Origin of the sequence: Christiangramia qingdaonensis, from assembly GCF_048381525.1 — a bacterium.
Taxonomy (GTDB): Bacteria; Bacteroidota; Bacteroidia; order Flavobacteriales; family Flavobacteriaceae; genus Christiangramia.
In genome coordinates, this window is sequence record NZ_JBLWIM010000012.1 from 1,179,724 (window position 1) to 1,195,263 (window position 15,540).

The following is a 15,540-nucleotide window of genomic DNA, read 5'->3' on the forward strand; positions in this document are numbered from 1 at the left end:
AAAAAATCACCTTGCGCGATCGCAAATTTTTTGTCACCACCATCATAAGTGATGTCTCCAAACTTATGATCGTTGGTACCAGACCAATTTCTAACCTTTTTTGAATTTCCACCAGCAGTGAAACCACCTGGCGCTCCATCTGTCAACCAGCCGTCAGGATCTTGTGTATTAAGTTGACCTGTATTAAAATCTCCCGGTGATTCGTTGGGGATTGCTGGTTGTGTAGCCAAATAATTGCTTTCAGCGATTAAGCTTACTGGATCTCCCAGGCAATATTTCTGTGGATCATCAAGATTAGTCACGGTTGGCGCATCACCTGCAGGAAGGGCTCGTACGAAATAGCTATTTGAATATTCTGAACATGTTCCACTTTTAACCAGTACTCTAAAATAAGTAGATTCAAATGCGCCTGCAGAAAAGTTTGCTGTATAATTTGTTGAAGTAGTATTGATGACTTCCCAGAAACCCTCATTCACTGCGAATTTTTCCCATTGAATAATATTTCCGGTTTTACCACTTAAACTCAAGTCGATAGAAATTTCTGTTCCACAAGAGGAAATATCGATTTGTTCGGGAAAGGTTGTACCTTCAAATTTACCTACCAAAGTGCCACCATCAATCGCAGTTGGATTTAACTGAATTTCCTGCTCTTGAATGTAGACATTCCCAGATTCATCCTCAAATTCCCAGAAAATAGTGTTGATGCCGTAAAATGAATAAGGGAACTCGAAGTCACTACCCAAAGTCCCTATAATAGGTCCGTCACAAGCATCTGTTGCCGTAGGGATATCCAATTCATCAATACTCGAAATTTGACAACCTGTGATAGATTTTCTAGGTAAGTTAGTGACATCTGGAACCGGAGCTTCAGTATCAGAAATAATAACATTTTGCTCTACAGCAGTAGTACTATTACCTGAGGAATCTGTGAATATCCAAAAGACTGTGGTTGATTCTTCAATAGTAAGATCTATACCTGTAGTACCTACAACTTCTTCATCACAATTATCGGTCGTAGTTGGTGGAGTTAAAGTAACCGAACATTGCGCTATGATATCTTCAAGAACCGGAACTACAGGCTTTTCATTATCCTCCACTGTTACGACCTGAACTTTTTCTATAGCGGCGTTACCATTCTCATCTGTTGTATTCCAAAAAATATTTGTTGAGCCTACAGGAAAGGGGTCTGTGAGTTCGAGCCCATCATCTCTAACACCAACAGGAGAACTCACCTCACAATTATCCTCTGCTGTAGCCACGACATTCACAGTGGCTCCACATGTATTTGGCTCATTAAAAACTTCCTTGTCACCATTATGATCAATTACTGGAAGGGTGTTATCCTCAACAATGACCTCTTGCGTTAAAGGTTCTGCAACCTGTCCGTTTTCATCGGTAACATTCCAGGTTATAGTTGTAATACCAATTGGGAAAGGATCGTCAAGGTTTTGGCCATCATTCCTGGTTCCAAGAGGATTCGATACCTGGCAATTATCGGTTGCCCCTGGGTTGGGTATAGTTAATCTCACAAAACAGTTATCTTCTGAACTATCGGAAGTAATAGTGGATACCACATTTATTACTGGGATAACATTATCCTGAACGGTTACCGTGGCAGTGGTAGTGCTTACGTTATCGTTTACATCAGTAACTGTTAGAACTACTGTATTATCACCAACGTTGGAGCAATCAAAATTAGTTTTATCCAAACTTAAGTTGGAAACTCCACAATTATCCGAAGATCCGTTGTCTATATCTGTCGTTGTAATACTTGCATTTCCTGAAGCATCCAGCTGAACCGTAATATTTTTAGAGATGGCAGTAGGAGCGATATTGTCTTCTACAGTGACGGTAGCGTTTGCAGTGCTGGAATTATTATTCACATCTGTAACGGTCAATACCACACCGTTCGTACCTACATCAGAACAATCAAAGTTTGTGATATCCAGACTCAAATCCTTGATTCCGCAATTATCATTCGAACCATTGTCAACTTCAGCAGCAGTAATAGAAGCATTTCCTGATGCATCCAGCTGAACTGTAATATTTTTAGCAATAGCATTAGGAGCGATATTGTCTTCTACAGTGACGGTAGCGTTTGCAGTGCTGGAATTATTATTCACATCTGTAACGCTCAATACCACGCCGTTAGTACCTACATCTGAACAATCAAAGTTTGTAATATCCAGACTTAAATCCTTGATTTCGCAATTATCATTCGAACCATTATCAATTTCAGCAGCGGTAATTGAAGCATTTCCCGACGCGTCCAATTGAACTGTAATATTCTTAGTAATGGCAGTAGGAGCGACATTATCTTCGATTGTGACAGTGGCATTGGCCGTACTGGAATTGTTATTTTCATCGGTTACGGTCAATACCACGCTGTTTGTGCCTACATTAGAGCAATCAAAATTAGTGTTGTCTAAACTCAAACTCTGAATTTCACAATTATCGCTTGAACCATTATCAACTTCAGCAGCGGTAATTGAAGCATTTCCCGACGCGTCCAATTGAACTGTAATATTCTTAGTAATGGCAGTAGGATCGACATTGTCTTCGACGGTGACGGTAGCATTTTCACTGGCTGAATTACCGTGTTCATCGGTAACTGTAAGGGTTACAGTATTAGCTCCGATATTAGAGCAATTAAAATCTGTGATATCTGTATCAAAGCTTATACTACCACAGGCATCATTGGAATTATTATTTACAGCGTCGTCAGAGATACTTGCATTACCTGAAGCATCCAGTTGAATGGTGATATTCTTAGTCTGTACTATTGGAGCTACATTATCTTGCACATTAACCGTGGCAGTCTTGGAAGAGGAGTTCCCAAATTTATCGGAAACAGTTAGCGTTACTGAATTGCTTCCTATGTCATTACAGTCGAAAACAGTATTGCTTAAGCTTATATTATCGATAGCACAATTGTCCGAAGATCCATTATCAATATCTGAGGTAGAAATACTTGCATTACCATTATCATCTAGTTGGATAGTAATATTTTTAGTCTGAACAATAGGATCTTCGTTATCTACAGCAGTAAGTGTGAAAGTTTCTGAAGTGGATTGAGCTGGATCTGAACTATCAGTTACCTCAACGGAGTAGGTCCCCTGTGTAAGATTTGATTGATTTTGAGCTAAAGTATTAACTCCCGTACCAGTCCAGTTGTATGTATAGGGTGAGGTTCCACCGCTAACAGTGATTGTTATAGAGCCATCTGCTGAATTTTCGCAGGTAGGATTTGTGGAATTTGCATTTATGGTTTGCGCATGTAATTCTGACCCATCTAAAACTACAGATGAGAAAAAAAAGAATAGCGAAAAAAGTACAAATTGGAGTTGGGGTCCAATAGTAATTTGTTTCATAAGGTTACCGATCTAGATTTTCATCGGTAAAAGTAATATAAATTCGATTAAAAGCGTTAAGTATATGGTAAAAATAACGTCATAAAAGTCTTTAATTCAGTAATCTAAACAAAACTTAGTACTGTTAATATGATCTTGTAAGAAACTACTTTCTATTATTTCACGATGATCTTTTTATTACAAATTGCATTTTCACAGAAAACCTTAACAATATATATTCCAGATCTCACTGGCCTTAAGCCAAGATAAATTTCCTTTTCTGAAGGAAGTCCATCGAACTCCTGTATCAGCTTACCACCCATATCATAGATCAAAACCTTTTCAACTTTTAGTAAATCATCATTACTGATTTTAACATTTCTACTGAAGGTGCTGTAAGATATTCCTACTAACCCATCAACAACTGGCAATTCAGGTTCTTCTGGAATGATAACTGGATCAGGTTCCTGAGCCATTTCCTTGAAGAAAACTATTTCGAAACGATCATTAATTTCACCTTCTGTCGTCGAGCCTTTAAATGAACCAGCAAGCAGGTCGTGGATACTGTCATTTTGTTTATCCTTCAGGTATAGTTCTTTATTTGCAGGCCAGTTTTCGGTACTATCTATTTTTATAGTAAATGACCCTTCCGAAGAAGTTTTTATAGCTAAGGGCAGTACTTGATCTTTTTCAAAATCAGGAACTCCCTGTATTACAAATCTATTTTCGGCAAACCACCAGTACATATCCTCTTTATTATTTTCGATAAGAGGCGCGTCATAACCAATGTCAAATCCGTTAGTAGTATTCACGTCTCTGGTAACCAGAATCTGTCTATGATAACCTGCCGGAGATTCAAATTTCAATCTAATCTTTGCTCGATCATCCTCTGAGCTTTTTGCAGTCTTATTTTTGGAAGATTTAGGATTATCTTCTTGTTGTAGAAAAATAGATGGATCTACACTTTCTATTCTATAAACTCTCTGGGTATTATTAAACTGAATCTGTCCACCAAATGTATTTCCATTCACAGGAGCACTATTAAGGAAAAATCCTTGTGCCACTGGGATGTATTGCAAAGCTAATTTTTTATCAACATTGGTGCCTGTCTGGCTAATACGCCAGTCATTTAAAATTGCAGGAGCAGAGCCCGCTAAAGTATAGGTTGCATACCCTCCAACATATTCTTCCAGGATATGAGTGCTTCCCGCAAAATGATCCCAGTAGTAAAGAGTCCCATTAAAAATATTCTGAGAATTGTTTCCAGTTCCAGTTCCTACGCTTTTTAGATTATCTCTTAGGAATTCGTTAGCATCCATAGCAGAAGGGAATGGATTACCGACTAGAAAATTCTGTGTTGAATTCAGACTCAATTTGGTAGTAGGTATATCACCGTTATTCGGTTTTCCGCGGAAAACATAATTCTGTGTCATTTGATTTGGGCCCACAGTACCATCGGTTCCTTTCATAGAATAACCAGCGCCCGCAATTTGCATAAAATCTTTACCCATAAAGAGCCAGTCTCCGTAGATATCTGCGTCGCCTCCTCTGAAATCCCAGATCCAGGCATCGGTGATTGTTATAGGAGAAGTTCTTGCTCCATCTGCATCGAAATATCCAGTTCTCCAGTTAATTTCAGCAGGATTTTCGGCATTTGTGCCATCCATGAGAACATCTGCCAGTCGGTAACCTGAATTGTTCGAAGATCCCTGGGTACTCACGGGACTTGTCCAGTAATTATAATTAAAACTACTCATTCTACCTTGTTGATCTATTTCAACAAATCCACCGCTTTCATTCGCCAGAATACTTCCGTGGTTTTGTAATAACTGAGATTCCCCCTGCAAATCTATACTACCGTCCAGATACAAATAATGACTAATGGTTATTGGATTACTAGCATTGATAGTTAATTCCTTACCTGTTGTCTCAGAAAGTAGACCGAGCATCGTGATAGCTCTATTGGCTTCAAACGTATGATTGATTCTTGCTATGTTCCAGTCAATTGAAGTGCCATCATAACCTGGGCTATTAGGTGCGTCCCAAACTTCCGGCCTTGCCCAGGTATTAATGTCGCTCCATGTAGAACCATCTGCATATGAAAAGTATGGCGTTGGAGAAGTATTCTCCTGATCTGTTTCAATATTAACCATTCTACCAGGATTCGCTGCATTAGCATGATTGGGCGTAAGTCCATTCAATGGTTTTAGAGCATCCAGAAAGTAACCTGGAAGTTTATTATCCGGGTCTGGATCATTGGAATAAAGTCGATAGTAACCAGCAAGGTCAGCCGCAGTTTGATCATAGAAACTAACTCCATCTTCATCTAAATTGAAACCATTAGCGGTATAGTAGCTGCCATCAACGGTTCTGTTTGGTACAACTTCCCCTTCAATTGGACTAACGACCTGATTGGAAGAATTGAGTTTAAGTCGCTGGTTCATCATGAAACGAATCTCTTTTTCTGAAGGAGCAGTATTCCAGATCCTGACTTCCTCTATCCATCCTGAGAAGTGGTTGGTAGCAGTTTTAGTCGAGGCACTGTATCTCGCTCCAATTGCTGCGGTATTGGTTCCAGATGTATTTACACTAGTTCCTCCGGTGATTTCAATACCATCAATGTATAATGTAGTTCCATTACTGGAAACTGCGATATGGTACCACCTGTCATTAGTAGTTACAAATTCAGAAAGATTTTCCATACTAAGTTCAAATCCAGGAGCGCTGAAAATTGTTCCTTTTGAAGCGTCTGTCATTCCTCCATCAGGAAGTGGTCTGTCGAATGGCATTATCCATGCTTCTAAGAAGAAACTGCCGGTATAACTATTTCCCAGATCTACATAATCATCATAACCATCAAAATCCAGAGTAACACAATCCACCAGACTTATAGTTTGTGTAGTATCTATTGGCGGGCAACCTGTATTTTCAATCAAAACTCCATTTTCATCTGTTGCGGTTGGAGTAAGGACCCATCTTATTTTATAGTCACCCAGGTTTTCCGCAGTGAAAATCGCATTTGGGTCATTTACGGGTTCAAGATCGCTGCTATTATCCTGATTTTCGAAACTAAAGCCAGTAGTAACTTCAATGTCATTTGAATCAAAAACTTTCCAGCTACCTACATAACCATCCAGAGTAGGGTACTCAACTATTTCCATGTTCTGTTCAGTTGCTGTAACCGTAGCATTGAGCACAATGGACAGGCTACCACATGCGCCTACAGCAGCAGAAACTTCTGTAGTATACTCATCAAAAGCCCAAACTCTAATGGTTTCAAAATTGTCTATACTCTGGCAGGCATTACCATTACTATCCAGGATTAACCTGGTTTGTACCTCGAAATCGTTCCAACCTATCTTGCGAGGTACAAATGATACTGTGCCTTGGTTTACCTCCCCAATGGTTTCAAGTGGATTATCTGGATTTTCCAGATCTTCATCATAGTACCATTGTAATAAAACATCTTGTGGACCCTGGGGAATTTCGATATTGTCTACTGCCCAAACATCTCCATCAATTGAACCATCGAAGTGGAACCGAACTCGTAGATTTGGTAACCCTAGAAAATCCCCGAGATCATAAACCATTTTATTTAGAGGTCTTTGTTGTGGTGTCAAATCACCAAAATTATCATAATTTCCGCTCGTAGCTGTTCCTGTAATATCCTGTAAAACAGTGTTATAATTAGCACCTCCATCTGTAGAAACTTCAACAATGATTCTTGCTCCTTCAGTAAGATTGTAAGCTTGGTCGAAAGTTAGAATAGCTTCATCTAAACCGCTTAAGGAGAATATATCAGTTTCCATATAGGAATCATTATCTCCAGTAACAATAGCAAACCCTTTATTTCCTTCTGGTGCAGCATAGGTGTCAAAATTTACCATATAACCGTTAGACGGACTTTGATTTTCTACGGGTTCCAATACTGCCGTGTAGACCTTCTCATTAGGTTGAGGATTTTGTCCATGAGGATTCATTCTCAACCAGTGATCTGCCCGTCCATTGTTAGCTCCTGAATCAAAATCGTTAGGACCGCCTTCCAGGTTAGTAAATTTCCAACCTTGATTTTTGATACCTGCATTATCAAAAGCGCCACCGCTCAGATTCCCACCTTCTGAACTATAACCAGTTTCTGAGCTTAATGAAATAGTTTCTCCAATACATATTATTTCTTTGTCTACTTGTACCGGAGTAGGTTTAATATCAGCAATAATTACACTGGTTATTGCTGTTTCCGAATAAACACTGGAGGTACAGCTACCATTTGTAAGGACTGCTCGAAATGAAGTTGATTGATTATTGATTACATTCTCTACCTGGTCACTGGATAAAAAAGGTTCTTCAGTGTCTATTCTCTGCCAGGTTGTAGCTGGTGCATTGCGATATTCCCAGTAAGCCACCTCCCCAGTATAGCCAGTAAGAGATACATTGCTGGCAAAACCATCTGCTGGGTTTTCACAAGTGAGGAATATTCGATCATTGTTGGAGTCCCAGGTTAGTTCACCACCAATTGGAAGTTGGTCCACAATAACAGTTGTTTCAACCGTATCTTCTGAGCATTCGCCATTCTGAACAGTTACTCGATAACTTGTAGTTTCTGTAAGTGTAAAGGTTCGTTCAGCACTTAAATTCCCATCCTCGAAATTTGTCCAGGCATCGCTGGTTTCTGCAGATTTATATTCCCATCTTATAATTTCGCCGGTAGTACCAGTTAGGCTTAGAGTGGTAATTCCATCCTGAATACAAATTCTTTCAGGTGCTGCTAAAGTTCCAGCAACACTTACTTCATCGATATTGATTGTAATATTGTAACTATTGGTGCATCCGTTCAATGTTCCTACAACAGTGTAGGTGATTTCACCAGCTTCAGTTGGAGTAGGGGAATAAGTTGCACCGGTTGCTACTGAAGTTTCATCAACAAACCATTCGTAACTATCTGCTCCGGAAGCATTCATTGTTATACTATCGCCCAGACAGATGGTACTCTCTTCGCCATCAATTTCCACGATCACATTCGGAAGATCCTTAATTCGAATTTCAACAGGCGTACGATCACTTTCACATCCGGTAGAAGCAAATGTCTGACTTACGTAATAAGTCTCATTTTCTGAAATACCTGTGTTCGGAATTGGTGCGGCAATAGTTTCAGAAGCATCGATAGAAGCATACCAGTTGATAGTTGCATTTTCGGCCGGAGTGACAGCGATAGCCTCTGTAACCTCTTCCTCAAAACAGAATTCGAAAACTACAGGTTCAGTCGAAATTGGATCTGGAGTATCCAGAATTGTAATCGTAATAGGCTCATAATCACTTTCACAAGAATTAGGTCTGGTTTGAGTAGCGAAATATTGTAAAGTTTTTGGCTCACTGGAATCTATAGTAATGTTGTTGCCAATGAAATCGTATTCTGAAGTAGATTCATTGTAAGTATACCATTTTGTTTCATTACCATCTTCAACTGTTGCCATAAGATTCCCAGCCTCTTCATTTAAGCATAGAGTGAGGTCTTCTGTGACCGGATTTGGAGGTCTGGCTTCCACTCTAAACGTAAATTTATTAGAAGTTGCTTCGGAGCAAGTGAAATAATCGGGCCCATCTACCACTACCCAGTATTCACCAGAATCTCCATTCTCTCCAGCGGTAGGATTGGTAATTGTTAGGGTTCCGGTATATTCTCCATTAGTCCCCGATGGTCCTAGAACGTCAATGTCAATCTTACCAGCTTCTTCCGTCACGATTTCACCATCTTTGATCCAGTCGAAATTTAATATTGCACCATTAGCATGTCCTTTGAAAGTAAACGTAATGTCCTCCCGTGAATCTTCACAGATGGTAATATCTTCTGAAGGTTCTGTAATAGTAATGTCTTCGTCGACATTTAACGTAAAAATGGTTGACGTCGCAGTGTTACAGGAATTAGCTCCGGAAACTACCACAAAATATTCCAGAGCATCTTCTGCCGTAACGTTAGAGAAGCTAAGTACAGATTCATTCTCTCTTGGAATAACCTGATCAACTCCTTCGATGATTCTAAACCATTCGTAAGTGAGATCATCACCAGAAGCAAAAACTTCAAACTCAGCAGGACCGTTTGAACAAACACCTAAATTTACAGGGTCTGTGGTTATAATTGGTTCGTCTTTTATAGTGAAGTTTGCCGTTGCTACTACTTCTTCGCATGCCTCTGAAGAGTCTATTATATAAGTAACTATATGATCACCCGGAACACTGGCCGAAGGATCTATCTGTCCATCTTCATTGATAGCCAGCCCGGTACTACCCAGAAAGGTTCCGTTTTCATAAATACCATCTTCATTCGAGAATGTAACGGTGATAGCTCCTTCTGAATTACAAATAATTTCGGGATAGCTAATAGTTACATTTGGAAGTCTGGTTATTGTAACTTCTGTAGTAATAATGACTTCAGCACAAGAGTTTGCAGCAGATATAGTATAGTATACATCATATGTACCGGCAGAACTTGCCTGTGGATTAATAGCGCCAGTCGCCGGATCTATACTTAGGCCTCCAGGTTCTGCGGAAAATATTCCTCCTTCGTAATTACCAACTCCGTTTTGAAATTCCGGAATTTGAAGGCTTGAGTTTGACGTGCAATATGCATTTGCATATACTATTTCAACTGAAGGCTCTTCGTTTATAATAACTTCAGTCGTCGCGATAGCCCTGTTACACACATCAGGTCCTTCATAGCGAACGGTATATGTATTCGCAATACTTAGTGAAGGAGTTATCTCACCGGTTGCCTCATCAATTATAAGTCCGCTTGGAGTTGCCGAATAAGTACCGTTCTCAAATTCGCCGGTTCCACTAAGCGTAACTGAGTAACTTCCTCCCTGTGAAGTGCAGAATTCACCAGAATAATTAATTTCTGCTGTTGGATCTGGAGTCACCGTAATAGTTCCGGTTTGGCTTACCTGAACGCATTCCCCAGTGGTAGTAACTTCATAATCAAAACTTCCAGCTTCAGTGGCTGTCCCTGAAATTGTAAAAATGCCATTATTAAAACTACCATTTAGACCAACAGGCAAACCGGTAACAGCGGCACCTGTGCCAGGTTCAGTAATGGTAAACTCAATAGCTTCAGCAGGAGTATTAATACAAATCTCCTGATTTTTATTTGTTGGATCACTGATAGTAACATCAGGATTAATTGTTAATGTGCCGGTAGTGGAAGCACTTATACAACTTCCTACGGTGTTCAAAGTATAATTAAAAGTCCCTACTTCTGTAGGAGTACCGCTTATTACAAAATTCCCACCTTGAATTACTCCGGAGACCCCTGCTGGCATTCCGGTCACCTGTACAGAATTAACTGAAGAATTTACAGGAAACTCCATATTAGCTATTGCGGAATTAATGCAAACAGTTTGATCCTTATTAACTGCATCAATAATTTCATGATCTGGAGAAACTGTAACGGTACCGGTTTGGATGGCTTGCTGGGAAGCACAATTTCCCGTAGTGCTTACAGTAAATGGAAATGAACCAGCTACAGTAGGAGTTCCTGATATAGTATATATGCCATTATTAAAATTACCACTTAAACCTGAAGGTAGTCCTGAAACTGTAGCGCCGGTTCCAGCATCAGTAATCGTAAAATCTATATTATTGATGGCGGTATTTATACAAAGCGTTTGATCTTTATTTGCAGGATTAGATATAGTAGCATTCTTTTGAACCGTTAAAACCATCTCATCCGTTTTGATGGCACAAGTTCCGGCAGGCTCAGTTGAACTTAAAGTAAAAGTGATTGTTCCTCCGTTATTTTTAATGGAATTTGGAATTGTATAGGTAGCAGATAGTTTTTTACTGGCATTATTACCGTTTTGATCGGAAAGAGTTCCACCGGTTACGCTAACATTCCAATCAAAATCTCTACCCTGACTAATAGCACCACCGATCAATCCTCCCAAAGTGATGGAATTAGTTCCTATACAGACAGTTTGATCCGGCCCTGCATCTACCAAGACAGCAGTTCCCGTTGTCACAGTTTCAGTAAGTATTTGCGAATTACCGCAATTATTAGTGGCACTAACTGTAATATTTCCAGACTGAGCATTCAAGCCTGCATTCAAAGTAATTTCATTGGCATTTTGCGAAACTACGGTCCATCCGGCTGGATAAGTCCAATTATAAGAACCTGCACCAGCTATTGAATTAATTTTGTACGTGACATTTGTTACCGGACAAATAGCGGTTTTGTTATCATCTGGATTAGAATAGTCAAAAGTTGGTGTAATACTACTAATTGAACTATCAACCTGAACTGTTATTTCATTACTTTCTGCCGTGACAGTTTCAAGGCATTCTTCGTTGGATGTTATACGAACCTTTACAGTTTGACCATCGGTGAGAGAACTTGTATTATAAATGGGGTTATTATTTCCAACGGAAGTTCCATTTACAAACCATTCATATTGAGGATTTGAACCTCCATTGTTAGGAGTGGCGGTAAACTGTACTGAAGTTCCATTGCATATAATGTTGTCACTATCATTTGAAGTTATGGATACCGTGGGGGTAAGATTAGAATTAACCTCGACTGCAATCGTATTACTGGTAGCAGTAGAAGAGGTAAGGCAGGTTTCATTAGAGGTTAGTACCACACTAATAACCTGGTCATCGTTTAGAGAATCGCTAGTATACTGGTTTCCTGTTCCTGCAACATTTGCGCCATCAACCTTCCATTGATACACAGGAGAAGTACCTCCATTAGTGGGTGTTGCAGTAAACGTTACCGTATCGCCCTGACAGAAATCCGTATCACTTGCTGTAATTGAGACTGAAGGTGTAAGATTTTTTAAAACTGTGGTTTGTATTTCATTACTCAGTACAGGGTTGGAGGTGGTACATTCTTCAGTACTGGTAAGTTCCACACTTACAATGTCTCCGTCGTTTAGAGAGCTTGTAGTAAAAACGCTCGAATTTCCTGCGCCAGTAGCATTGGAGTTGTTGACCTTCCACTGATAAGTTGGATTAGTACCTTCGTTTGTTGGTGTCGCTGTGAACGTAAGCTCTGTACCTTCACAGATTTCATTATCAACATCTGATGAACTTATAGTTACCCCAGGAATGAGATTTTCGTTCACTGTAATGGAGCCTTCAAGAACTTCAGAGTTTGAACAATCACCTGTGCTATAGATGCTGAAATTATGTGTTCCTACGAGACTAGTAGATCCACTTATAGTAAATGTTTGTCCCGAGAGAGTACCTGTAATTCCAGATGGTAAACCTGAGACACTAACAGCATCTGCAGTCTCTCCGATCGTATATATGATATTTTCGATGTTTTCACCTTGACATATTTGTTGCAAGTCATTTCCATTTGTCAATTGTATTGTTGCATCATTTAGAACTACTATAGTTCCAGACAGAGTAGCATTTGCACAGGCTCCTGTCGTTGTAACCGAATAGTTATACGTGCCAGCAGTCGTAGGGCTTCCCGAAATTCTAAAATTTCCACTGCTGTAGCTTCCTGTAACTCCAGGCGGGAGGCCGGATGCGTTTGCTCCACTCACAGTTCCCTGAAGAGTAAAATTGAGATTTGGAATCGCTGTATTTATACATGCATCACTAATATCACTTTCAGGTATAGTGATACTTGCGTCTGGCTGGATGGTTAAAGTTTTGGTTACTTCTGCAGTTTGCGATGTATAACAATTCACATTACTGGTTAGTAAAAGTCTAATATTGTAAGTTTTAGCTTCCGAATAAGTTCTGACTAATCTTTTATTGCTGGAAGACTGCACTGAGACACCGTCAACAAACCATTCGTAAGTAGGGTTTGACCCTCCGTTTGTATTAGAACCCTCTATGGTTATACTTTGCCCAATACATTTATTTCCTGGAGGAATGAGAAAATCTACGGTTGGAGTTTGTAAATCATTCACTGTCATGGTGAACCTGCTGCTGGTAAGATTACAAGCAACTCCGCCTATCTCTGTAACAGATACGGTCACATAATCATTGTTCGCAAGAGAGTTACTAGAAAAAGTATTGCTAGTCGTGGGCGACCCGGCGTTATTTCCATTTATTTTCCACTGATAAATTTCTACACCGCTACCTCCGGTAGTTGTAGCAGTAAATAATACTTCCGTTCCAGCACAAATCGTATTTCCAGTATCAGATGAAATTGACACAGAGGTAGGACAAACCTGCCCCCAACATAAAATTGGGAGAATGAATAATACAAAAAACAGATTCCAATGTAATTTTTTAACCATAAGTCTGGCGGTTTAATTACAATAATAAATATCACGTAGGGTAGTAGTAGTAGGCTTTTACGCAAGTTTCCTTGCATGTAACTTGCTGGGGAACAAGTTTTTGGGGAAAGTAAATTTAAGTTAAAATTTTGAATTGTAGCATGTTATGCTAAAAAAACAAAAATTTATGGTTGTAGAAAATAAGTGGTAGTTTGACATTTAATAGGTGACATACCTGAAAGTCTATGAATAAAAAAACCGCCGGAAAGGCGGTTTTTTAAAACTATGTTTTCAGTGCGATTACTCACCTAAAAACGGGTATCTATAATCTGTAGCAGGGACGAAAGTCTCTTTGATCAATCTTACAGAAATCCATCTCATAAGATTCATCTTTGATCCTGCTTTGTCATTTGTACCACTGGATCTTGCTCCACCAAATGGCTGCTGTCCTACAACTGCACCAGTTGGTTTATCATTAATATAGAAGTTTCCAGCTGCATTCTGCAATAGATCTGTAGCCTGAGCAGCTGCATAACGATCCCCAGAGATAATAGCTCCGGTTAGTGCGTATATGCTTGTATTATCCACAGTCTGACAGATATCTGCCCACTTGGATTCATCAAAATCCTTATCATCGTATACATATACTGTTACTACAGGACCAAAAAGCTCGGTTTCCATCGTTGTATAATGAGGATCTGATGTAAGAATTACCGTAGGTTCTATAAAGTAACCTTTAGATTTATCATAGTTTCCTCCAACTACAATCTCAGCATTTTTATCGCTCTTAGCTTTTTCAATATAGCTTGCAAGCTTATCGAAAGAACCTTCGTGAATCACAGCATTTATAAAGTTAGACATATCTTCCGGAGATCCCATCTTGAATGATTGCACATCCTCAATCACGAAATCTTTAATTTCCGGCCAAAGGCTTTTTGGAATATAAACACGGGAAGCTGCGCTACATTTCTGACCCTGGTATTCGAAGGCACCTCTTGAAATGGCAGTGGCTACATGTTTAGCTTTTGCAGTCGGGTGGGCCAAAATAAAATCTTTTCCTCCTGTTTCACCAACTATTCTTGGATATGTTTTATAGTTCTGAATATTGTTTCCAATCTTACCCCAAATACCTTTAAATACGTCGGTACTTCCAGTAAAATGGATTCCTGCAAAATCCGGGCTGGCTAATACAGTATCTGTTACCATTTCTGGATCACCATTTACCATATTGATCACACCTGCTGGTAAACCTGCCTCTCTAAATACTTCCATCAATACTTGAGCAGATAACATCTGGCTATCACTAGGTTTCCAAACGGCTACATTTCCCATAAGCGCAGCACTTGAAGGAAGGTTTCCTGCAATTGCGGTAAAGTTGAACGGAGTAATAGCGTAAACAAAACCTTCTAATGGTCTATATTCTACGCGGTTCCAAACTCCATCTGAAGAAATTGGTTGCTCATCATACAATTCTGCCATGTACTCTACATTAAAACGTAGGAAATCACAGATTTCTGCAGCAGCATCAATCTCAGCCTGATAAATATTCTTCGATTGCCCGATCATCGTGGCAGCATTCATCTTTTGTCTGTAAGGTCCGGAAATTAGATCGGCAGCTTTTAAAAATATAGCAGCTCTTTGTTCCCATTCCAATTTTGACCACTTCTTTCTCGCTTCCAAAGCTTCAGAAATAGCTCTTTCCACATGCTTTTTCTCTGCAATATGGTAAGTTCCTGCAACATGAGCATGATCATGTGGAGGATTGATAGTTCTGGTATTCCCGGTTTTTACTTCTTCAGCTCCTATATAAAGAGGAACTTCAGTATTCGCATTCCAAAGGTCTTTATAAGTAAGTAATACTTCTTCTCTTTCTGGGCTTCCCGGAGCGTAACTTTTTACTTCTTCGTTAACCGCTACTGGTACGTGAAAAAATCCTTTTCCCATAAATATAAATTTTGTTTTTT

At 39.5% G+C, this 15,540-nt stretch carries 3 protein-coding genes; all 3 read right to left on the minus strand.

Annotated features, from left to right (window positions below; translation table 11 throughout):
- The coding region (locus tag ACNI3T_RS10370) for an autotransporter outer membrane beta-barrel domain-containing protein (RefSeq protein ID WP_418227725.1) at positions 1-3,371 on the minus strand (3,371 nt) is incomplete at its 3' end.
- Between the two features lie 155 nt (positions 3,372-3,526).
- Positions 3,527-13,597 (minus strand): Ig-like domain-containing protein, encoded by a 10,071-nt coding sequence (locus ACNI3T_RS10375; RefSeq protein ID WP_418227726.1) that lies wholly within the window; start codon positions 13,595-13,597, stop codon positions 3,527-3,529.
- Positions 13,598-13,876: 279 nt separating this feature from the next.
- Positions 13,877-15,520 carry an L-glutamate gamma-semialdehyde dehydrogenase gene (gene pruA, locus ACNI3T_RS10380; RefSeq protein ID WP_418227727.1) on the minus strand — a complete coding sequence of 548 codons (1,644 nt, stop codon included), beginning with the start codon at positions 15,518-15,520 and terminating at the stop codon, positions 13,877-13,879.
- Between the last annotated feature and the right edge of the window lie 20 nt (positions 15,521-15,540).

Excerpts from the sequence above, each read along its gene's own strand:
- ACNI3T_RS10375 (WP_418227726.1), bottom strand. The coding sequence starts at position 13,597 with ATGGTTAAAAAATTACATTGGAATCTGTTTTTTGTATTATTCATTCTC.
- pruA (WP_418227727.1), bottom strand. The coding sequence starts at position 15,520 with ATGGGAAAAGGATTTTTTCACGTACCAGTAGCGGTTAACGAAGAAGTA.